Source organism: Streptomyces griseus subsp. griseus, from assembly GCF_000720255.1.
GTDB lineage: Bacteria > Actinomycetota > Actinomycetes > Streptomycetales > Streptomycetaceae > Streptomyces > Streptomyces griseus_I.
On record NZ_JOJE01000003.1, the window covers coordinates 228,252 to 248,652 of the forward strand.

18 protein-coding genes are annotated in these 20,401 nt (G+C 72.5%); 13 read left to right on the forward strand and 5 right to left on the reverse strand.

Annotated elements, in window-relative coordinates; all coding sequences use genetic code 11:
• Nucleotides 1-7: 7 nt before the first annotated feature.
• Together IG99_RS06035 and IG99_RS06040 are read right to left on the reverse strand one after the other, a co-directional pair.
• Nucleotides 8-706, reverse strand: coding sequence for a gamma-glutamyl-gamma-aminobutyrate hydrolase family protein (locus tag IG99_RS06035; protein ID WP_037670585.1), 699 nt, complete (start codon nt 704-706; stop codon nt 8-10).
• 70 nt (nt 707-776) lie between these two features.
• A complete protein-coding gene (locus IG99_RS06040) occupies nt 777-1,511 on the reverse strand; it encodes a FadR/GntR family transcriptional regulator (protein ID WP_037670586.1) in 735 nt (244 codons plus the stop codon).
• Nucleotides 1,512-1,607: 96 nt separating this feature from the next.
• Here IG99_RS06040 and IG99_RS06045 point away from each other — a divergent pair, with 96 nt between their 5' ends.
• Genes IG99_RS06045 through IG99_RS06055 form a run of 3 tightly spaced genes read left to right on the forward strand, consistent with a single transcriptional unit; the run spans nt 1,608 to nt 5,184 of the window.
• Nucleotides 1,608-2,969 carry a glutamine synthetase family protein gene (locus tag IG99_RS06045; RefSeq protein ID WP_037670588.1) on the forward strand — a complete coding sequence of 454 codons (1,362 nt, stop codon included), beginning with the start codon at nt 1,608-1,610 and terminating at the stop codon, nt 2,967-2,969.
• A gap of 20 nt (nt 2,970-2,989) precedes the next feature.
• Nucleotides 2,990-4,387, forward strand: a complete 1,398-nt coding sequence (locus IG99_RS06050) for an aldehyde dehydrogenase family protein (RefSeq protein WP_037670590.1) — start codon at nt 2,990-2,992, stop codon at nt 4,385-4,387.
• Nucleotides 4,384-5,184 (forward strand): 3-oxoacyl-ACP reductase, encoded by an 801-nt coding sequence (locus tag IG99_RS06055; RefSeq protein ID WP_037670592.1) that lies wholly within the window; start codon nt 4,384-4,386, stop codon nt 5,182-5,184. The genes IG99_RS06050 and IG99_RS06055 overlap by 4 nt, the downstream gene beginning before the upstream one ends.
• A gap of 4 nt (nt 5,185-5,188) precedes the next feature.
• On the opposite strand, the gene IG99_RS06060 is transcribed toward IG99_RS06055, so the two are convergent.
• Entirely contained in the window at nt 5,189-6,391 is a 1,203-nt protein-coding gene (locus IG99_RS06060) for an amino acid deaminase/aldolase (RefSeq protein WP_037670594.1), read from the reverse strand.
• 1,441 nt (nt 6,392-7,832) lie between these two features.
• Here IG99_RS06060 and IG99_RS06065 point away from each other — a divergent pair.
• Together IG99_RS06065 and mycP are read left to right on the forward strand one after the other, a co-directional pair.
• The gene (locus IG99_RS06065) at nt 7,833-8,666 is read left to right on the forward strand and encodes a hypothetical protein (protein WP_078947550.1); all 834 of its coding nucleotides are present in this window, start codon (nt 7,833-7,835) and stop codon (nt 8,664-8,666) included.
• Nucleotides 8,663-9,949 (forward strand): type VII secretion-associated serine protease mycosin, encoded by a 1,287-nt coding sequence (gene mycP / locus IG99_RS06070; RefSeq protein ID WP_078947551.1) that lies wholly within the window; start codon nt 8,663-8,665, stop codon nt 9,947-9,949. Before IG99_RS06065 ends, mycP begins: the two co-directional genes overlap by 4 nt.
• A gap of 55 nt (nt 9,950-10,004) precedes the next feature.
• Here the strand turns inward: mycP and IG99_RS06075 are convergent, their stop codons facing one another.
• A complete protein-coding gene (locus IG99_RS06075) occupies nt 10,005-11,072 on the reverse strand; it encodes a serine hydrolase (protein ID WP_051864953.1) in 1,068 nt (355 codons plus the stop codon).
• A 151-nt stretch (nt 11,073-11,223) separates the two neighbouring features.
• On the opposite strand from IG99_RS06075, the gene IG99_RS06080 reads away from it, so the two are divergent.
• Complete coding sequence (locus IG99_RS06080; protein WP_037670973.1) at nt 11,224-11,955, forward strand: SseB family protein; 732 nt, start codon at nt 11,224-11,226, stop codon at nt 11,953-11,955.
• Nucleotide 11,956: 1 nt separating this feature from the next.
• On the opposite strand, the gene IG99_RS06085 is transcribed toward IG99_RS06080, so the two are convergent.
• The gene (locus IG99_RS06085; protein WP_037670597.1) at nt 11,957-12,313 is read right to left on the reverse strand and encodes a DUF1844 domain-containing protein; all 357 of its coding nucleotides are present in this window, start codon (nt 12,311-12,313) and stop codon (nt 11,957-11,959) included.
• Nucleotides 12,314-12,702: 389 nt separating this feature from the next.
• Between IG99_RS06085 and infC the strand changes: the two genes are divergently transcribed.
• The 7 genes from infC (at nt 12,703) to IG99_RS06120 (ending at nt 20,207) form a co-directional block, all read left to right on the forward strand.
• Nucleotides 12,703-13,377, forward strand: a complete 675-nt coding sequence (gene infC, locus IG99_RS06090) for a translation initiation factor IF-3 (protein WP_078947552.1) — start codon at nt 12,703-12,705, stop codon at nt 13,375-13,377.
• A gap of 107 nt (nt 13,378-13,484) precedes the next feature.
• Nucleotides 13,485-13,679 carry a 50S ribosomal protein L35 gene (gene rpmI, locus IG99_RS06095; protein ID WP_004933563.1) on the forward strand — a complete coding sequence of 65 codons (195 nt, stop codon included), beginning with the start codon at nt 13,485-13,487 and terminating at the stop codon, nt 13,677-13,679.
• A 111-nt stretch (nt 13,680-13,790) separates the two neighbouring features.
• Nucleotides 13,791-14,174, forward strand: coding sequence for a 50S ribosomal protein L20 (rplT, locus tag IG99_RS06100; RefSeq protein ID WP_006141703.1), 384 nt, complete (start codon nt 13,791-13,793; stop codon nt 14,172-14,174).
• A gap of 169 nt (nt 14,175-14,343) precedes the next feature.
• Complete coding sequence (locus IG99_RS06105; protein ID WP_037670599.1) at nt 14,344-15,195, forward strand: TrmH family RNA methyltransferase; 852 nt, start codon at nt 14,344-14,346, stop codon at nt 15,193-15,195.
• 53 nt (nt 15,196-15,248) lie between these two features.
• Nucleotides 15,249-16,397, forward strand: a complete 1,149-nt coding sequence (locus IG99_RS06110) for a sensor histidine kinase (protein WP_037670602.1) — start codon at nt 15,249-15,251, stop codon at nt 16,395-16,397.
• A 139-nt stretch (nt 16,398-16,536) separates the two neighbouring features.
• The gene (gene pheS / locus IG99_RS06115) at nt 16,537-17,658 is read left to right on the forward strand and encodes a phenylalanine--tRNA ligase subunit alpha (protein WP_051864954.1); all 1,122 of its coding nucleotides are present in this window, start codon (nt 16,537-16,539) and stop codon (nt 17,656-17,658) included.
• Nucleotides 17,658-20,207, forward strand: coding sequence for a phenylalanine--tRNA ligase subunit beta (locus tag IG99_RS06120; protein WP_037670604.1), 2,550 nt, complete (start codon nt 17,658-17,660; stop codon nt 20,205-20,207). Before pheS ends, IG99_RS06120 begins: the two co-directional genes overlap by 1 nt.
• The last annotated feature ends 194 nt before the right edge of the window (nt 20,208-20,401 follow it).

Sequence of the window (20,401 nt, forward strand, 5' to 3'; positions counted from 1 at the left end):
GACCGGTTCATGACGTGGGCCGGGATGCCGCCGCGACCAGGGCCCGCATCACTCGATCGTCCTCGTCCATCTCCGGATGCCACTGCACGCCCAGGACCCAGCCCGAGTCGGACGGCAGCTCCACCGCCTCCACCGTGCCGTCCGCCGCGTGTGCCGACGGCAGCAGCCCCGCGCCGAGGCGGTCCACCGCCTGGTGGTGGTACGTCGGTACCGACATCTCCTCGGGGACGGCCTGGGCGTAGAGCGTGCCCGGGACCGGCTTGACCGGGTGACTGCCGAAGACGCCGAGGACCTCCGCGTGGCCGGCGAGGTGCTGGACGAGCGTGCCGCCGAGGGCGACGTTCAGCAACTGCATGCCCCGGCAGATGCCCAGCAGCGGCACGCCCTCCGCCAGCGCCGCCTCGATCAGCGCCAGCTCCCACGCGTCGCGCTCCGGCGCCGGCGGCCCCGTCCGAGGGTCGCGCTCCGCGCCGTAGCGCACCGGCTCGACGTCCGGCCCGCCCGCGATCACCAGACCGTCGAGGCGGGCCACGGCCGCGGCCGCGTGCTCGGGCGCGTCCGGCGGAAGCATGGCGGCCAGGCCGCCGGCCCGCTGCACCAGCCGCGGGTACCCCACCGGAAGCAACGCCGCCTCGAGCTCCCACACGCCCCAGCGCGCGCCGGACTCCAGGTACGTACTGACGCCGATCAGCGGCCTGCCACCCATGTGCCCCTCCGCCTCTCCCCTGGACTCTCCAATGGACTACTCACATACCTTTCAAGGGTAACCACCGTCATCACGTCAGGAACCCCCTGAGCAGCGCCGCCGTCCCCGCGCAGTGCTCCCGCATCATCTCCCGCGCCCCGTCCGCGTCCCCGTCGAGCACCGCCTCCACCAGTGCGATGTGCTGACGCTGCGAGTGCTCCAGGTTGCGCACGAGCAGCGGGATGCAGTCCAGCAGGTCGTTCACCGTCGCCCGGACCGCCGCGTACCGCGCCGTGAGCGACGGGGAGCCGCACAGTTCGGCGAGGGTGAGGTGGAGCATCGTGTCCAGCCGCCGGTAGTCCGCCAGCGGCGCGTCGTGCGTACGGGCCAGTGCCTCGCGCAGCCGCTCCGCCTGCGCGTCCGTCAGTCCGTGCGCCGCGCACAGGCCCGCCGCGCCGACCTCCAGCACCTCACGGAAGCGCAGGACGTCCTCGACGTCCACCTCCGCGATCCGGCGCCGCAGCTCGTCCTCGCCGCCGGCGTCCGTACGGGGCAGCACGAACGTTCCGCCGTACCGCCCGCGCCGCGACTCCACCAGCCCCTGGTCCTGGAGCACCTTGAGCACCTCGCGCAGGGTCACCCGGCTGATCCCGAGCCGCTCCGCCAGCTCCCGCTCGGCCGGCAGCCGCTCGCCCCCGGGCACCAGACCCAGCCGTACGACCTGCAGGATCTGCTCCAGCGCCTCCTCGAAGCCGTTGCCCGCGCGCACCGGCCGCAGCACCGGCGCCAGCCGGTCCGACACCACGCCGCCAGGTTCCTCCGGCATCTGGCCGTACCCCCTTCCCAAGCAATGGTTCTCCGCAATACCTTATGTCTCCCGGCCCGGCCGAAGAAAGCGTGAAGAAGCCCAAGGAGGCTCTCCGTGGCAGACCGCACACCCCCACTCGGCGTCGAGGAGCTGCACGCCCTCGTCGCGAGCGGTGAGATCGACACTGTCGTCCTGGCCTTCCCCGACATGCAAGGGCGTCTCCAGGGCAAGCGGTTCGCCGCCCGGTTCTTCCTCGACGACGTCCTCCATCACGGCACCGAGGGCTGCAACTACCTCCTCGCCGTCGACACCGAGATGAACACCGTCGACGGATACGCCATGTCCTCCTGGGACCGAGGCTACGGCGACTTCGCCATGCGCCCCGACCTGTCCACCCTGCGCCGCGTGCCCTGGAACGCCGGTACGGCGATGCTGATCGCCGACCTCGCCTGGAACGACGGCTCCCCGGTCGTCGCCGCGCCCCGCCAGATCCTCCGCCGCCAGCTGGAGCGCCTCGCCGAACACGGCTTCACCGCCCAGGTCGGCACCGAGCTGGAGTTCATCGTCTTCAAGGACACCTACGAGCAGGCCTGGGACGCGAATTACCGGGGGCTGACCCCGGCCAACCAGTACAACATCGACTACTCGGTCCTCGGCACCGGCCGCATCGAGCCCCTGCTGCGCCGCATCCGCAATGAGATGGCCGCCGCCGGCCTCACCGTCGAGTCCGCCAAGGGCGAATGCAACCCCGGCCAGCACGAGATCGCCTTCCGCTACGACGAGGCCCTCGTCACCTGCGACCAGCACGCCGTCTACAAGACCGGCGCCAAGGAGATCGCCGCCCAGGAGGGCGTCTCGCTGACCTTCATGGCCAAGTACAACGAGCGCGAGGGCAACTCCTGCCACATCCACCTCTCACTGGCGGACGCGGACGGCCGCAATGCCATGGCGGCGGCCGACGGCGGCATGTCGGACGTCATGCGGCACTTCCTCGCCGGACAGCTGGCCGCGCTCCGCGACTTCTCGCTCCTCTACGCGCCCAACATCAACAGCTACAAGCGATTCCAGCCGGGCTCCTTCGCCCCCACCGCCGTCGCCTGGGGCCACGACAACCGCACCTGCGCCCTGCGCGTCGTCGGCCACGGCCGCTCCCTGCGCTTCGAGAACCGGCTGCCCGGCGGCGACGTCAACCCGCACCTCGCGGTCGCGGGACTGGTCGCGGCCGGCCTGTACGGCATCGAGCAGAAGCTGGAGCTGCCCGAGGCCTGTCCCGGCAACGCCTACACCGCCGAGTACGCGCACGTCCCCACCACCCTCCGGGAGGCCGCCGAGCTCTGGGAGAACAGCCCGATCGCCAAGGCGGCCTTCGGCGACGAGGTCGTCGCGCACTACCGCAACATGGCGCGCGTCGAGGTGGAGGCCTACGACGCCGCGGTGACCGACTGGGAGCTGCGCCGCTCCTTCGAACGCATGTGAGGCCCTCCTTGTCCCACGAGTTGTCCCATGAGCCCGAGCTGTCGGAGCTGTCCGAGCTGCGGGTAGTGAACCCGGCCACCGAAGAGGTCGTCGCCACCGTCCCGGCCGCCACCGCGGCCGACGTGGACGCCGCCGTCGTACGGGCCGCCGCCGCGCAGGCCCGGTGGGCCGCGCTCGCGCCCGGCGACCGCGCCCGGCTGCTGCGCCGGTTCGCCGCCGCCGTCGACGAACACCTCGAAGAACTCGCCCGACTGGAGGTCCGCGAGGCCGGACACACCATCGGCAACGCCCGCTGGGAGGCGGGCAACGTCCGCGACCTGCTCGACTACGCCGCCGGGGGAGTGGAGCGGCTGACCGGCCGGCAGATCCCGGTCGCCGGCGGCCTCGACGTCACGATCCTCGAACCGCTCGGCGTCGTCGGCGTCATCGCGCCCTGGAACTTCCCCATGCCGATCGCGGCCTGGGGCACCGCCCCCGCCCTCGCCGCGGGCAACGCGGTTCTCCTGAAGCCCGCCGAGACCACGCCGCTGACCGCCCTGCGCCTCGCCGAACTCGCCCTGGAGGCCGGGTTCCCCGAGGGCCTGTTCCAGGTGCTGCCCGGCCACGGCCCGGTCGCGGGCGACGCGCTCGTCCGGCACCCCGGCGTGGCCAAGATCGTCTTCACCGGATCGACGACCGTCGGCAAACAGGTGCTGGCCAAGGGCTCCGCCCTCCTCAAGCGCGTCACCCTCGAACTCGGCGGCAAGAGCCCCAACATCGTCTTCGCCGACGCCGACCTGGAAGCCGCCGCGGCCGCCGCGCCGATGTCCTTCCTCGACAACTCCGGCCAGGACTGCTGCGCCCGCACCCGCATCCTCGTCCAGCGCACCGTCCACGACCGCTTCCTGGAACTCCTCGCCCCCGCGATCGAGTCCGTCGTCGTCGGCGACCCGGCGGACGAGAAGACGGACATGGGCCCGCTCATCTCCCGCGTCCAGCTGGAGCGGGTGCGGTCGTACGTCACGGACGACCTCGACGGCATCCGCGGCAAGGCCCCCGAAGGCCCCGGCTTCTGGTTCCCGCCCACCGTCCTCACCGGTGTCGACCCGCACGCGCGCGTGGCCGTCGAGGAGGTCTTCGGCCCCGTCGCCGTCGTCCTGCCCTTCGACGACGAGGCCGACGCCGTGGCCCTCGCCAACGCCACCGACTACGGCCTCTCCGGCTCCATCTGGACCCGGGACGTGGGCCGCGCCCTGCGCGTCTCACAGGCCGTCCGCGCGGGCAACCTGTCCGTCAACTCCCACTCCAGCGTCCGCTACTCGACACCCTTCGGCGGCTTCAAGCAGTCCGGCGTCGGCCGTGAACTCGGCCCGGACGCCCTGACCGCCTTCACCGAAACCAAGAACGTCTTCATCAGTACGGAGGGCCCCGCACAGTGACCGCAGAGACTCCACAGGCCTCGGGCAGCGTCTGCCGCCGCCTCGTCGGCCGTACCGCCGTCATCACCGGCGCCGGCAGCGGCATCGGCCTCGCCGCCGCGCGCCGGCTCGCCTCCGAGGGCGCGCACGTCGTCTGCGGCGACGTCGACGAGGCCCGCGGCAAGGCGGCCGCCGAGGAGGTCGGCGGAATCTTCGTGAAGGTCGACGTCACCGACCCCGAGCAGGTCGAGGCCCTCTTCAAGACGGCCTACGACACCTACGGCAGCGTCGACGTCGCCTTCAACAACGCCGGCATCTCCCCGCCCGACGACGACTCCATCCTGGAGACCGGCCTGGAGGCCTGGAAGCGCGTCCAGGAGGTCAACCTGACCTCCGTCTACCTCTGCTGCAAGGCCGCCATCCCCTACATGCGGCGCCAGGGCAGGGGCTCGATCATCAACACGGCGTCCTTCGTGGCGAGGATGGGTGCCGCCACCTCCCAGATCTCCTACACGGCCTCCAAGGGCGGCGTCCTCGCGATGTCCCGCGAACTGGGCGTGCAGTTCGCGCGCGAGGGCATCCGCGTGAACGCGCTGTGCCCCGGGCCGGTCAACACCCCCCTGCTGCAGGAGCTGTTCGCGAAGGACCCGGAGCGCGCGGCGCGCCGCCTGGTGCACATCCCCGTCGGCCGTTTCGCCGAGGCCGAGGAGATCGCCGCCGCCGTGGCCTTCCTTGCCAGCGACGACTCCTCGTTCGTCAACGCGACCGACTTCCTGGTCGACGGCGGGATCTCGGGGGCGTACGTCACGCCGCTGTAGGCACCTACAGGAAGGTGTGGCCCTCGCCGCGGTAGGTGGGCACGGTCGCCGTGACCGTGTCCCCCTCCACCAGGTGCAGCGTGTCGAACCGCTCGCACAGCTCACCGGCCTTGGCGTGCCGGAACCACACCTTGTCGCCGATCAGCAGATCGTCGGCGGGGGAGCCGAGCAACGGGGTCTGCACCTCGCCGGGCCCCTCCATGGAGTCGTAGCGCAGCCCCTCGGGCAGGTACGGCACGGGGAGCCGGTCGGGTCCCGGCGCACCGGAGGCGGGGTAGCCGCCGCCGAGCACCGTCACGACTCCGACACCCGGCCGCCGTACGACGGGCTGGGCGAAGAGCGCGGCCGGACGACCGCTGAACGACGTGTAGTTGTCGAACAGCCGCGGCACGTACAGCCCCGAACCCGCCGCGATCTCGGTGACCGCGTCCTCCGCGGCGGTGGACTGCACGCTGCCGGTGCCGCCGCCGTTGACGAACTCGAGGTCGGGGACGACGGCCCGCACCGCGCGCACCACCGCGGCGCGCCGCTCCGCGAGTTCACGGCGCGCGGTGGCCTGCATCAGCCGGATCGCCCGCGAGCGCAGCGGCCGCCCGGCGACCGCGTCGCCGACACCGGCGATATGACCCTCGTACGCCATGATCCCGACGACCTTGAAACCGGGCCGCCGCGCCACCGCGCGCGCGAGGTCGGCGACCTGGGACGGCGAGCGCAGCGGGGAGCGCAGGGCGCCCACGCGCAGACGTCCGCCGAGCAGCTTGAGGGAGGTGTCCAACTCAAGGCACACCCGCACGACTTCACGTCCGCCGGCGCGCGAGGCGTCGATGAGGTCGAGCTGGGCCGGGCTGTCGATCATGACGGTGACGGCGGAGGCGAGCTTGGGATCACCGGCCAGTTCGGCGAAGCCGGTGCGGTCGGCGGACGGGTACGCGAGGAGGACGTCCTCGAAACCCGAGCGCGCCAGCCACAGGGACTCGTCGAGGGTGAAGGACATCAGGCCGGCGAAACCGTCCTTCGCCAGGACCCGTTCCAGCAGGGCCCGGCAGCGTACGGACTTGCTGGCGACACGGACCGGCTTCCCGCCGGACCTGCGGACCAGGTCGTCCGCATTGGCGTCGAAGGCGTCCAGATCCACGATCGCGAGGGGAGCGTCGAGGTGGGCGGTGGCCCGGTCGTAACGGGCTCTGTCGGCGGCACGGGCAGTCATGAACGCAGCCTGCCAGACTCGATTACCGCGGGGTAGGGGGACGTTCCGGGCAGATGCCCCCGGAGCCGTGGACTGGTTCCCGTTTGCGCAGGAACAACCCGTAGAGTGACGCGCACGCACGGAGGATCGACGCCGGTGGGACGCCCGCGCCGGGATGCGGGTCCGTCCGTGCGGGTATGCGTGCCCGGTACGGACTCCGTCCCGGGTCGCCCCGGGCACGACAGAGTCACGGCCCAGACAGTCCCAGACGGCCCGGGCACGAGGAAACGGGGGGTGCATGAGCACGGAAGCGCGCCGCGCCTCTTTCCCCCCGCACCCCACGACCCCACCGCCCCCGCCGCAGCCTCCGGCGGGCCCGGCCACGCCGGCCGGGGAGCCGACGGGGGAGCGGCCGACGGACACTGCCGGGCCGGCCGCGGACGGTGAGTCGGGTGCGGTTGCCCGTGCGGGTACGAGCGCGGGTGCGGAATCGCGGGAGACGACCGAATGGCAGGGCTTCTTCGGCTCCCGTGTGTGGGCGGGGGACGGGCGCACCGGCGCACGGACTCCGGGGGCCGCTGACGACCGGAGCGGCTTCTTCGGTGCCCGGACGACGAGTGCGTTCGGCCCGTTGGGCGGCTCGCCCATGCCTCCGCCGCCTGCGTCAGCCCGTTTCCCGGACACAGCACCGACGGCCGGTCAGGTGGGGAACGAGGGGGCCGAGCGGGCTGAGGGGTCCGAGGATTCCGGAGGATCCGAGCAGCGGTCCGGGGTGTCCTCTTCGGGTTCCCCCGAGGGCACCGCCCCGCGTGGCGTACCGCCGAAGCCTAGCCACCGGCCCGGCAGTACCCCGACGCCCACCGACACCCCGCCGAAGATCCCGGCCCCCGCCGCTCCGGACGCGAGGTCGGCCACCGGGTTCACCTCCGCACCGGCGACCCGCCCGGCTCCCGGCGCCGATCGTCGGCCGCCCACCCAAGCGGGGCCCGTCGCCGGCCCGCGCCCGCCCGCATCCGCGCCCGCGCCCGCGCCCGTTTCCAGTGCGCGCCCGCCTGCCTCCGCCTCCGGCACGCGTCCGCCCGCATCCGGCTCCGCCGCCAGCACGCGTCCGCCCGCATCCGCGCCCGCGCCCGCCGCCGGTGCGCGCCCCCCTGCCTCCGGCTCCGCCCCCGGTGCGCGCCCGCCGGTCTCCGCGCCCGCCGTCGGTGCGCGCCCGACCGCCTCCGCCCCCCTTTCCGGTGCGCGCCCGCCTGCCTCCGGTACCCGTCCGCCTGCCTCCGCTGCGCGTCCGCCCGCTTCCGCTGCGCGTCCGCCCGTCGGGTGCTCCGTGCCACGGGCGAGCAGTGCGCCGCAAGCCGCTCCGTACCGTTCCGGCTCCGTCGTGCCGCCGCGGCCCGATGGTTCGCCCCGCGCCGTAGCCGCCAAGGTCGTGCCTGATCCGGCGCTGTCGTGGAGTGCTGCCGTGGCGCCGGGTTCCGGGCGGCCCGTGGTGAGCCTCGGGGAACCCGAGCTGTACGACGACGGGCCCCGGGGGCTGCGGCTGTTGCTGCGGTCGCGGGCTGTTGCCGCGGGGGCGTGTCTCGTGCTCGGGCTGGGGCTGATCGGCGGTGCGGTGACGGGGAGTTGGCTCGTCGGGGGCTCCGGGGAGGGCACTGAGCGGAGCGCGTACGTCATGGCCGGCGGTCTCTGGCACAACGTGCCCGTGGACCAGCTGTTTCCGCCCACCGTGGCGGGCCGCGGGGCCGGTCCCGGCGGCGCCGACCGGACCTGGACGCGCATCGCCGTCGCCCCCGACAGCGGCTGCACCGGCGCCTTCGACCCGCTGCTCAGCAAGGTCCTCGCCCCCGTCGGCTGCGAACGCCTCCTGCGCGCCACCTACACCGACGCCACCCAGAGCTACGTCACCACCGTCGGCCTCCTCTTCACCGACGCCGACGCGACCGCGATGCGCTCCCTCGCCACCAGGTTCGAGAAGGAGGGCCTCGCCCGCCGCACCGACCTCCTGCCCCGCCCGTACGCCGCCAAGGGCACCGTCGCCGCCGCCTTCGGCGACCGACAGCGCGCCTCCTGGACCCTCTCCGTCCTCACCGACGCCCCCGTCGTCGTCTACGCCGTCTCCGGCTGGGCCGACGGCCGCACCGTGGACGCCCCGCAGCCCGCCGAGGAGACCATGGAGCCGGGCGCCACCTCGGCCCCCGCCCAGGCCGGCCTGGGCAACGAGGCCCAGGGCCTGGCCGACCGTATCGAACGCGGCCTGCGAAAGGCGGCCACCTCCCCCACGGAGCAGCCCTCATGAGCAGCAGCCGTACGGCCCCCAGGACCGGCCTCCCGCGCCGCAGCCGTACGATCCCCGCCGCCGGCGTCCGCAGAGGCAACCGCACCGTCCGTCGGGCCGGGCTCCTCGGCTGTCTCCTCGCCGCAACCGTCGCTCTCGTCCCCGCCACCCCCGCCTACGCCGACGGCATACGCGCCCAGCAGTGGGCCCTGGAGGCCATGCACACCCAGGAGGCCTGGCAGACCACCAAGGGCCGGGGGATCACCGTCGCCGTCCTGGACACCGGCGTCGAGGCCGATCACCCTGACCTCGCCGGCAACGTCCTCACCGGCAAGGACATGATCGGCTTCGGTGCCGGGCCCGGCGACCGCGCCTGGGCCCGGCACGGCACCGCGATGGCCGGCATCATCGCGGGCCACGGGCACGGCCCCGGCGACGCCGACGGCGTCATGGGCATCGCCCCCGAGGCGAAGATCCTCCCCGTTCGCGTGATCCTCGAGGACGGCGACTCCGCCCGCGCCGAGGCCCGCCGCACCCGTGGCAACGCCCTCGCCGAGGGCATCCGCTGGGCCGCCGACCAGGGCGCCGACGTCATCAACCTCTCCCTGGGCGACGACTCCGCCTCCGCGCACCCCGAAGCCGCCGAGGACGAGGCCGTCCAGTACGCCCTGAGGAAGGGCTCCGTCGTCGTCGCCTCGGCCGGCAACGGCGGCGAGAAGGGCGACCACATCTCCTACCCGGCCGCCTACCCGGGCGTCATCGCCGCGACCGCCGTCGACAAGTACGGCACCCGCGCCGCCTTCTCCACCCGCCGCTGGTACGCCACGGTCAGCGCCCCCGGCGTCAACGTCGTCATCGCCGACCCCGACCACAGGTACTACGAGGGATGGGGCACCTCCGCAGCCTCCGCCTTCGTCTCCGGCGCGGTCGCGCTCGTCAAGGCCGCCCATCCCGGGCTCACCCCCGCCCAGATCAAGAAGCTCCTGGAGGACACCGCCCGCAACGCCCCCGTCGGCGGCCGGGACGACTCCCGCGGCTACGGCTTCGTCGACCCGGCCGCCGCCATCAACGCCGCCGCCCGCCTCAGACCGGAGGGCCTCCGGTCGAGGGCCTACGGCGACCGGTACTTCGGGTCCGGCCCCGACGCGGCGCAGGAGGACGACTCCACGTCGAGCTGGGCGGGCCCGCTCGCCGGCGCCGCCGGCGGAGTCCTCCTGGTGGCGGCGGTCGGCGTCTGGCGCGGCCGCCGCCGACCCGAGCTCAGCGACGCCTACGACTCCTACGACGACACGTACGACTCGTAGCCGCCGCCCAGCCGGCCGCCCCTCCCGGAAAGGCCGGACGCGATCCCGGACGCGATCAGCCGGATGCCGAAGCCGAAGCCGACGCCGAAGCCGACGCTGAAGCCGACGCCGAAGCCGAAGCCGAAGCCGACGCCGAAGCCGAAGCCGAAGCCGAAGCGGACGGCTTCGCCGTTCCGGACGCGCTCTCCCCGCCGAACACCGACACCGCCGCCTTCGCCGCCGCCTCGACCACCCCGATCCCCTTCTCCATCGTGGCGTTGCCGTGCGACAGCGTGGCCACCAGGTAGTCGTGGCCCGCGACCGTCACACGCCCGATGCTGTTGATGTCCCACAGCCCGGTCGCGCTCCGCTGCAGCCAGCCGTTCTTCAGGGCCCACGCGAAGCCGTCCGCCGCGGCCGAGACACCCCAGTGCTGGTCGGCTGCTATCCGCCCCATCAGCCCCCGCAGATACGCCCGCGACGCCCCGCTCAGCTCGGAGTCGTCCCCGAACACCTGCTGGAGCAGGCGCAGCTGGTCGGCCGCCGTGGTCTGGGTCAGGCCCCACAGCATGCCGTCGCCGCCCTCGGTGTCCGTGAGCCCGAAGCGCTCGTTCGCCGCGTCGAGGCCGCCCGCCTCGCCGATGGCCCGCCACAGCGCGGACGCGGAGGCGTTGTCGCTGTTCTCGATCATCGAGGTGGCGTACGACTTCTCGGCCGCCGTCAGACGGCGGCCCCCGTCCTGCGCCTGGAGCAGCAGTGCGGCCAGGATGTCGACCTTGACGATGCTGGCCGTGTCGAAGGTGCCGGCGCCGTACGTGGCGCTCTCCCCGGAGTCCGGGTCGAGCACTGCCACGGCCACCTCCGCCCCGCCGTCGACGGGTACGGCCTTCATGGCCTGCGCCAGCACGGCGTCGGGGTCCACCACCGGATCCGCCACGGGTTCCACCGATGCCTCCCGGTCGGTCGGGCTCGCGGGGGAGGCCGCGGGCGCGGCGCGCGAGCCGGAGTGCGCCTGGGCCTTCACATACACGCTTCCCGCGGCCGTCGCTCCGACGACAGCCACGCAGGCGAGGACCGTGGCGAGCAGGGGGCGGCGCCGGGAAGAACGCACGCGGCGGCCCCGCGGGACTCTGGAGGACTCCATGGCCCGAAAGCGTGGTGGCGGCGGCTGTGCGGGCCGTTAGACCGACGTTAGATGTACGTCAGCGAACGCTGAAAAACCTGTGAAAGCGGTCACAGCCAGGTTTCCGGGCCCGCACAAGCACAGCAGCATCCCCCCTATAGGGTCGGTGACCGTGGCGAACAAGAACATTCCCGACCCCGGCTTCTCCGACGACGACGGCTCCGCCGATCCCCGGCTGAGCGCGGCGCTCGCGGCCTGGGCCGAGGACCGCACCGCCGTCGGCCCCGTCCTGGAGGCCCTCAGGGGCGCCCGGCTGCTCGTCCCGGTCGTCGCCGTCCTCGGCGAGGTGGAGGAGGACGAGAACGGGCTGCGCCGCGAGAAGACCAGCGACATGGCCGTACCGACCCTCAAGGCCGGCACCCGGACCGCGCTGCCCGCCTTCACCTCCACCGACTCCCTGGCCCGCTGGGACCCGGCGGCCCGCCCCGTCGCCGTACCGCTGCTCCAGGCGCTCCAGGCGGCCGCGCACGAGAAGGCCGACACGGTCGTACTGGACCTGGCCGGGCCGGTGCCGTTCGAGCTGACGGGGTCCGCGCTGCTGGCGCTCGCCGAGGGGCGTACGACGACCGACCCGCTCGCCGACCCGGCGGTGGTCGAGGCGGTGCGCGCCGTGGTGGCCGCCGAGTCGGCGGTGCTCCGCGCCCACCTCGGGCCCGGGCGGGCCGACGGCACCCTCGCGCTCGTCCTGGACCCGGCCGCCGAACCCGCCGAGGCCGCCCGCGCGGTCGCCTCCCGGCTCGCCGCCGACGAAACACTGAGGGCCCGCCTGGTCCGCGGCCTCGACCTGGCACTGCTGCCGGCCGGAACGACCCCTCCGGGCGAGCCCCTTCATGTGAAGAGCTAGATCAGCCGTAGACCGGGCCGGTGTACTTCTCGCCCGGGCCCTGGCCCGGCTCGTCCCGGACGATCGACGCCTCGCGGAACGCCAGCTGGAGCGACTTGAGACCGTCGCGCAGCGGGGCCGCGTGGAAGGAACTGATCTCGGTCGCGCTCGCGTCCAGCAGACCAGCGAGGGCGTGCACCAGCTTGCGGGCCTCGTCGAGGTCCTTGTACTTGTCGCCCTCCTCGGTCAGGCCGAGCTTCACTGCGGCGGCGCTCATCAGGTTGACGGCGACCGTCACGATCACCTCGACGGCGGGGACCTCGGCGATGTCGCGGGTCATCTCGTCGAAGCCGGCGTTCTCAGGAGGGGTCTCACTCATGCAGGACACGATAGGCCCCGGCCCGTGCCCCCTTGACAGCAGGAGGCGCACGGCACCCGATTAGCGCGCGCCCCCGGCAACTGCTAACCTTGTGTGACGACCGGCTGGACATGAATGTGTCCGGCCCACAAGTGGAGGCTCCGAACTCCCACCCGACCGCCCTCCGGGACGGCGGGTCACCCGGTCAGGCGGCCACCATCGTTCCGTACGGACGATGGAGTCGCCCGAAGCGCGCCCCGCGGCCATCGCGGCGGTGCTCCGGTAGTGCTTGGAGCCCCGTCTGTGATCGTCCGGGGCATTTTTTGTGCTTCGGCGCGGTTAGGTCTATCGAATAGAGACGTTACGCGGCTGTCCGCCAGACCGTCGCGTGGTGCTACCGAGGAGGATCCATCAGCGCCGAGCCCCGCATCAACGACCGGATTCGCGTTCCCGAGGTGCGACTTGTCGGTCCCAGTGGCGAGCAGGTGGGCATCGTCCCGCTGGCCAAGGCACTGGAGCTTGCGCAGGAGTACGACCTGGACCTGGTCGAGGTCGCGGCGAACGCCCGTCCGCCTGTGTGCAAGCTCATGGACTACGGGAAGTTCAAGTACGAGTCGGCCATGAAGGCCCGTGAGGCGCGCAAGAACCAGGCGCACACGGTCATCAAGGAGATGAAGCTCCGGCCGAAGATCGACCCGCACGACTATGACACCAAGAAGGGTCACGTCGTCCGGTTCCTCAAGCAGGGCGACAAGGTCAAGATCACGATCATGTTCCGTGGTCGCGAGCAGTCCCGGCCCGAACTGGGCTACCGACTGCTGCAGCGTCTCGCGGAGGACGTCCAGGACCTCGGTTTCGTCGAGTCGAACCCGAAGCAGGACGGCCGGAACATGATCATGGTTCTCGGTCCGCACAAGAAGAAGACCGAGGCGATGGCCGAGGCTCGCCAGGCGCAGGAAGCCCGCAAGGCGGAAGCGAAGGCCCACCCCGGCCGCTCGCAGAACGCCGCGGACGCCGACGCCGACGTCGATGTCGACGCCGACGTGCCGACCGAGGCGCCTGCCGAGGAGCACGCCGAGGCGTGATCCCCGGGACGTCAGTCCCAGGATGTAACCGAAACAAGACGACGCTCCATCGTGCCCGGTTTCACGACCGGGCACCGGAGCGCCACCGACGAGGAGAGAACGGCGCTATGCCGAAGAACAAGTCGCACAGCGGTGCCAGCAAGCGCTTCAAGGTCACCGGCTCCGGCAAGGTGCTCCGTGAGCGCGCCGGCAAGCGCCACCTGCTCGAGCACAAGTCGTCCCGCGTGACGCGTCGCCTCACCGGCAACGCCGAGATGGCCCCGGGCGACGCCGCGAAGATCAAGAAGCTTCTCGGCAAGTGACGCGGGCGGCGCGTGATCAATCGATCGCCGCGCGCCGTACGTCAGGACCGGGACCCAATCGATTCCGGGCCGTGTGAGTCCAACCACGGCCCCGCTACAAGGAGTTAACAAGTGGCACGCGTCAAGCGGGCAGTCAACGCCCACAAGAAGCGCCGGGCGATCCTCGAGCAGGCCTCCGGCTACCGCGGTCAGCGTTCGCGCCTGTACCGCAAGGCCAAGGAGCAGGTCACCCACTCGCTGGTCTACAACTACAACGACCGCAAGAAGCGCAAGGGTGACTTCCGCCAGCTGTGGATCCAGCGCATCAACGCCGCTGCCCGCGCCAACGGCATCACGTACAACCGCTTCATCCAGGGTCTGAAGGCCGCGAACGTCGAGGTCGACCGCAAGATCCTGGCCGAGCTGGCCGTCAACGACGCGAACGCGTTCGCCGCGCTCGTCGAGGTCGCCCAGAAGGCGCTGCCGAGCGACGTCAACGCGCCGAAGGCCGCGTGACGCTGCGCTGGCTCTGGCCGACTGATTGAAGGACCCGCAGGTTACCGGCCTGCGGGTCCTTTGCTGCTGATGGCCGCCGCGGATCGTCGTTCGGGTGCGGGCCGTCGGTGGCTGGTCGCGCAGTTCCCCGCGCCCCTTGGGCGCCCGTTGTTGTGAAGGTGAGTTCCACATGCCCCCCGCCAGCCCCGAGCTGATCTCCCCCCGCTCCCCCCGCGTCTCCGCCGCGCGGCGGCTCGCTCGGCGGAACTTCCGGGGGAAGGAGCGGCTGTTCCTCGCGGAGGGGCCGCAGGCCGTGCGGGAGGCGGCGGCGTACGGCGGCGACACGCTCGTGGAGCTGTTCGCCACGCTGGACGCCGCGGAGCGGTACGCGGACATCATCGGGGAGGCCAGGGACGCCGGCGCCCGGGTGCACATCGCCGACGAGCAGGTCATCGCCGACATCTCCACGACCGTGACCCCGCAGGGCCTCGTCGGGATCTGCCGGTTCCTGGACACGCCGTTCGAGGAGATCCTCGCCGCCCGGCCCCAGCTCGTCGCCGTCCTCGCGAACGTACGCGACCCCGGGAACGCGGGCACCGTCCTGCGCTGCGCGGACGCCGCAGGCGCCGAGGCGGTCGTCCTGACGGACGCGTCCGTGGACCTGTACAACCCGAAGGCGGTCAGGGCATCGGTCGGGTCGCTGTTCCACCTCCCCGTCGCCGTCGGGGTGCCCGTCGAGCGGGCCGTGGCCGGGCTGAAGGACACCGGCGTGCGGATCCTCGCCGCGGACGGGGCCGGGGCGCACGACCTGGACGAGGAGCTCGACAAGGGGACCATGGGCGGCCCCACCGCCTGGGTCTTCGGGAACGAGGCCTGGGGGCTTCCGGAGGAGACCCGCGCGCTCTCGGACGCCGTCGTCCGCGTCCCGATCCACGGAAAGGCCGAGAGCCTGAACCTCGCCACCGCCGCAGCCGTATGTCTCTACGCGTCGGCCCGTGCACAGCGCGCCTCCGGAGGGTGCCGCTCCGTCACCGACAGCTAGTAGGGTGACCAGCTCGGGGGCCCCTCAGTCGTCTGAGAGGTGGGGTACGGGGAATGAGCGTCGGCATGAGCAGTACACGGGAAGCACGATCCGTGCCGAACGCCTCCGCGCCCCGGTCGCCCGGTGACCTCGCCGAACTCGGCATCGACCCCGACGCCCTGCCCGACGGCCTGGTCGTCGCCGACGAGCACGGCCGGGTCGTCTGCTTCAACGCCGCCGCCGAACGCATCACATCCACGGCCGCCGGTGACACCCTCGGGCAGCCGCTGGAGATCGCCCTGCCATTAGAGGACCTGGAGGGCCGGCGCTGGTGGCAGCTGACCGACCCCTACGGCGGACTCGCCATCCGGGTGCGGCAACCCGAGCGGAACCTGCTGCTGCCGGGCGGGCGGGAAGTCCTCGTCTCCGCGCGCTACGTCCGCAGCGAGCCCACCGGGCCCGTCCGCCGTGTCGTCGTCTCCCTCCGGGACACCGAGGCCCGGCGCCGCACCGAGCGCAGCCACGCCGAACTCATCGCGACGGTGGCCCACGAACTGCGCTCGCCGCTCACCTCCGTCAAGGGCTTCACCGCCACCCTGCTCGCCAAGTGGGAACGCTTCACCGACGACCAGAAACGTCTGATGCTGGAGACCGTCGACGCCGACGCCGACCGCGTCACCCGCCTCATCGCCGAGCTGCTGGACATCTCCCGGATCGACTCGGGCCGCCTCGAGGTGCGCCGCCAGCCCGTCGACATCGGGGCCGCCGTAGGGCGGCACATCCAGGCGTACGTCGCCGCGGGCCAGCCCGCCGACCGGTTCCTGCTGCGCGTCGAGCAGCCGCTGCCCGCGCTGTGGGCCGATCCCGACAAGATCGACCAGGTGCTCAGCAACCTCCTCGAAAATGCCGTGCGCCACGGCGAGGGAACCGTCACCATTGACGTCACGCCCGCCCCGTCCCCGCGTGAGGGGGAAGAGGGCGAGCACGCAGCCACGTCGGTCACGGTGAGCGACGAGGGCACCGGCATCCCGGAGGAGTCCATGAACCGCGTCTTCACCCGCTTCTGGCGGGGCAGCAAGCGCGGCGGCACCGGCCTCGGGCTCTACATCGTCAAGGGCATCGTCGAAGCCCACGGCGGCACCATCACGGTCGGCCGCGCCCCCGAGGGCGGCGCCGAGTTCCGATTTACGTTGCCCGTGGCGGCCCCGGCGTATCTCGCCTGACGGCCCACGGGCGCATTCGCGTTCCTTCACCCCGTTAGACTCGGCCTTTGGCACCTTTGTGTCCCACAGGCGACCCTCTGGTCTCTGAGTGAGTCGGTCACGGGGACCTTCAGCCAGCCAACCGGAAGCACGGGAAGAGATGTCGGCACCGAATAAGTCGTACGACCCTGTAGAGGTCGAGGCGTTGAAACCGGAAGAGATCGAGCGCATGCGGGACGAGGCGCTCGCCGCCTTCGCCGCCGCGGACTCCCTCGACGCGCTCCAGGAGGCAAAGGTCGCCCACACCGGCGGCACCTCCCCGCTGGCCCTCGCCAACCGCGAGATCGGCGCACTGCCCCCGCACGCCAAGGCGGACGCGGGCAAGCGCGTCGGCCAGGCCCGCGGCGCGGTGAACAAGGGCCTCGCCGCCCGCCAGGCCGAACTCGAGGCCGAGCGCGACGCGCGGGTGCTGGTCGAGGAGGCGGTGGACGTCACACTGCCCCACGACCGGGTGCCGGCCGGCGCCCGCCACCCCCTCACCACGCTCTCCGAGCGCATCGAGGACGTCTTCGTGGCCATGGGCTACGAGGTCGCCGAAGGCCCGCAGGTCGAGGCGGAGTGGTTCAACTTCGACGCGCTCAACATCGGCCCGGACCACCCGGCCCGCGGTGAGCAGGACACCTTCTTCGTCGAGGGCCCGGAGGGCGGCACCGAGTCCGGCGTCGTCCTGCGCACCCACACCTCGCCCGTGCAGATCCGCTCCCTGCTGGAGCGCGAGCTGCCGGTCTACGTGATCTGTCCCGGCCGCGTCTACCGCACCGACGAGCTGGACGCCACGCACACCCCCGTCTTCCACCAGGTCGAACTGCTCGCCGTGGACGAGGGCCTGACCATGGCCGACCTCAAGGGCACCCTGGACCACATGGTCCAGTCGCTGTTCGGCGAGGGCATGAAGACCCGGCTGCGGCCGAACTTCTTCCCGTTCACCGAGCCGTCCGCCGAGATGGACATGGTGTGCTACGTGTGCCGCGGCGAGTCCGTCGGCAACCCCGACCGGCCCTGCCGCACCTGCTCCAGCGAGGGCTGGATCGAGCTCGGCGGCTGCGGCATGGTGAACCCCAAGGTGCTGGCCGCCTGCGGTGTCGACCCGGAGAAGTACAGCGGCTTCGCCTTCGGGTTCGGCATCGAGCGGATGCTGATGTTCCGCCACAACGTCGAAGACATGCGAGACATGGTCGAGGGTGACGTCCGGTTCACCCGGCCGTTCGGGATGGAGATCTGATGCGGGTCCCGCTTTCCTGGCTGCGGGAGTACGTCGACCTGCCGGCGACCGAAACCGGCCGTGACGTCCAGGCCAAGCTCATTTCGGCCGGTCTGGAGGTCGAGACCGTCGAGCACCTCGGCGCCGACCTCAAGGGCCCGCTCGTGGTCGGCCAGGTGCTGACCATCGAGGAACTGAAGGACTTCAAGAAGCCGATCCGCTTCTGCACCGTCGACGTCGGGCAGGCCAACGGCACGGGTGAGCCGCAGGAGATCGTCTGCGGTGCCCGCAACTTCTCCGTCGGCGACAAGGTCGTGGTGGTCCTCCCCGGCGCCACTCTGCCGGGCGGCTTCTCGATCTCCGCGCGCAAGACGTACGGCAAGACCTCCCACGGCATGATCTGCTCCAGCGGCGAGCTGGGTATGGGCGACGACGGCACCCACGGCATCATCGTGCTGCCGCCCGAGACCGAGGTCGGCAAGGACGCCATCGAGCTGCTGGAGCTGGTCGACGAGGTCCTCGACATCGCCGTCACCGCCAACCGCGGCGACTGCCTGTCGATCCGCGGCGTCGCCCGCGAGACCGCCATCGCCTACCGTCTGCCGCTGCGCGACCCGGCGCTCCTCGACGTGCCCGGCCCCAACGCCTTCGGCTACCAGGTGAAGGTCTCCGAGCCGGTCGGCTGTGACCGCTTCACCGCCCGCACCGTCGCCGGTCTCGACCCCGAGGCCCGCTCCCCGATCTGGCTCCAGCGCCGCCTGCAGAAGGTCGGCATGCGGCCCATCTCGCTCGCCGTCGACATCACCAACTACGTGATGATGGAGCTCGGCCAGCCGCTGCACGCCTACGACCGCAAGCTGGTCCAGGGCGCCATCGGCGTGCGCCGCGCCCAGGAGGGCGAGAAGATCATCACCCTCGACGGTGTCGAGCGCGAGCTGCACGCCGAGGACCTGGTCATCACCGACGACCGCGGCCCGATCGGCCTCGCGGGTGTCATGGGCGGCGCGAACACCGAGATCGCCGACCTCCCCCAGTCTCGAACGGACTCGACCGGGGGCACCCCCACCGATCTCGAGAACGCCACGACCGACGTGGTCATCGAGGCCGCCCACTTCGACGCGGTCTCCGTCGCGCGCACGGCCCGCCGTCACAAGCTGTCCTCCGAGGCGTCCCGCCGCTTCGAGCGCGGCGTCGACCCGCAGGCCGCGGCCGCCGCCGCCCAACGGACGGTGGACCTGCTGGTGCTGCTCGCGGGCGGCACCGCCGAGGCCGGCGTCACCGAGATCATCGCGCCGTCCGCCCCGCACACCATCACCGCTCCCGCCGACCACCCGGACAAGGTCGCGGGTGTCACCTACGGCCGCGAGACCGTCGTACGGCGTCTGCAGGAGATCGGCTGCGACGTGTACGGGCAGGACGAGCTGATCGTCACCGTGCCGTCCTGGCGGCCCGACCTCGTCGAGGCCAACGACCTCGCCGAGGAGGTCATCCGCCTGGAGGGCTACGAGAACCTGCCCTCCACGCTGCCCAAGCTCCCCTCGGGCCGCGGTCTCACCCACCGGCAGCGGCTGCACCGCCGGGTCGGCCGGGCGCTGGCCGGAGCGGGCTACGTCGAGGCACCGAACTACCCCTTCGTCAGCGAGCAGGTCTTCGACCAGCTGCTGCTCGACGCCGACGACCCGGCCCGCCGCGTCGTCAAGCTGGTCAACCCGCTCAACGACGAGGAGCCCGCGCTCCGTACGTCGCTGCTGCCGGGCCTGCTGGGTGCCCTGCGGCGCAACGACGGCCGGGGCTCGCACGACCTGGCGCTCTTCGAGACCGGTCTGGTCTTCCTGCCGCGCGGGGAGCGGCGCGTCGCCGGTCACCTGCCCGTCGACCGCCGTCCGACCGACGAGGAGCTCGCCGAGCTGAACGCCGCGCTGCCCGAGCAGCCGCGCCATGTCGCCGTCGTCCTCGCGGGCGCCCGCGAGCGGGCCGGCTGGTGGGGCAAGGGCCGTCCGGCCGACTGGGCCGACGCGGTCGAGGCGGCCCGCGCGGTCGCCCGGGAGACCGGTGTCGAGCTGACCGTCCGCAACGGGCAGTACGGGCCGTGGCACCCGGGCCGGTGCGCCGAGCTCGTGGTCGTCGCCGATGGCACGGAGCGGGTCGTCGGTCACGCGGGTGAGCTGCACCCGCGGGTGGTGAAGGCCCTGGGCCTGCCCGAGCGCACCAGCGCGATGGAGCTGAACCTGGACGCCCTGGAGCAGGCTGGCGACGGCACCCCCCAGGCGCCGAGCATCTCCACGTTCCCCGTCGCCACGCAGGACGTCGCCCTCGTCGTCGACCGGTCCGTCCCGCACGCGAAGGTCGAGGCCGCGCTGCGTGAGGGCGCGGGTGAACTCCTTGAGGGAATCCGCCTGTTCGATGTGTACGAGAACGCCGGGCAACTGGGCGAGGACAAGAAGTCCCTGGCGTACGCGCTCCGCTTCCGGGCGACCGACCGCACTCTGACGGTGGACGAGGCCTCAGCGGCCCGAGACGCGGCGATCGCCCTCGCGGGCGAGCGCACGGGCGCGGTGCTGCGCGCCTAGCCGACGGCACCTGTCCGGGCCCCCGGTCACCCCGGGGGCCCGGACAGCCCCTCGCTTCCTCACGTCCCGGCCCCCGGCCTCCGGCTCCCGCCCGGCTCAAAACCCCGCTCCGGCTTCGGGCTCCGGCCCATCTCGGGCTCTCGCTCGGTGTTGAGCTCCCGGTGTTGTGTCGGGTGTCGGTTCCGGCTTTGGGG

Bases quoted from the DNA above. Each gene is read 5' to 3' on its own strand.
- IG99_RS06120 (WP_037670604.1), top strand. From the start codon at position 17,658: ATGCGGGTCCCGCTTTCCTGGCTGCGGGAGTACGTCGACCTGCCGGCG.
- IG99_RS06075 (WP_051864953.1), bottom strand. From the start codon at position 11,072: ATGGAGTCCTCCAGAGTCCCGCGGGGCCGCCGCGTGCGTTCTTCCCGG.
- IG99_RS06040 (WP_037670586.1), bottom strand. From the start codon at position 1,511: ATGCCGGAGGAACCTGGCGGCGTGGTGTCGGACCGGCTGGCGCCGGTG.
- mycP (WP_078947551.1), top strand. From the start codon at position 8,663: ATGAGCAGCAGCCGTACGGCCCCCAGGACCGGCCTCCCGCGCCGCAGC.
- IG99_RS06110 (WP_037670602.1), top strand. From the start codon at position 15,249: ATGAGCGTCGGCATGAGCAGTACACGGGAAGCACGATCCGTGCCGAAC.
- rpmI (WP_004933563.1), top strand. From the start codon at position 13,485: ATGCCGAAGAACAAGTCGCACAGCGGTGCCAGCAAGCGCTTCAAGGTC.
- IG99_RS06060 (WP_037670594.1), bottom strand. From the start codon at position 6,391: ATGACTGCCCGTGCCGCCGACAGAGCCCGTTACGACCGGGCCACCGCC.
- pheS (WP_051864954.1), top strand. From the start codon at position 16,537: ATGTCGGCACCGAATAAGTCGTACGACCCTGTAGAGGTCGAGGCGTTG.
- IG99_RS06105 (WP_037670599.1), top strand. From the start codon at position 14,344: ATGCCCCCCGCCAGCCCCGAGCTGATCTCCCCCCGCTCCCCCCGCGTC.
- IG99_RS06035 (WP_037670585.1), bottom strand. From the start codon at position 706: ATGGGTGGCAGGCCGCTGATCGGCGTCAGTACGTACCTGGAGTCCGGC.
- IG99_RS06085 (WP_037670597.1), bottom strand. From the start codon at position 12,313: ATGAGTGAGACCCCTCCTGAGAACGCCGGCTTCGACGAGATGACCCGC.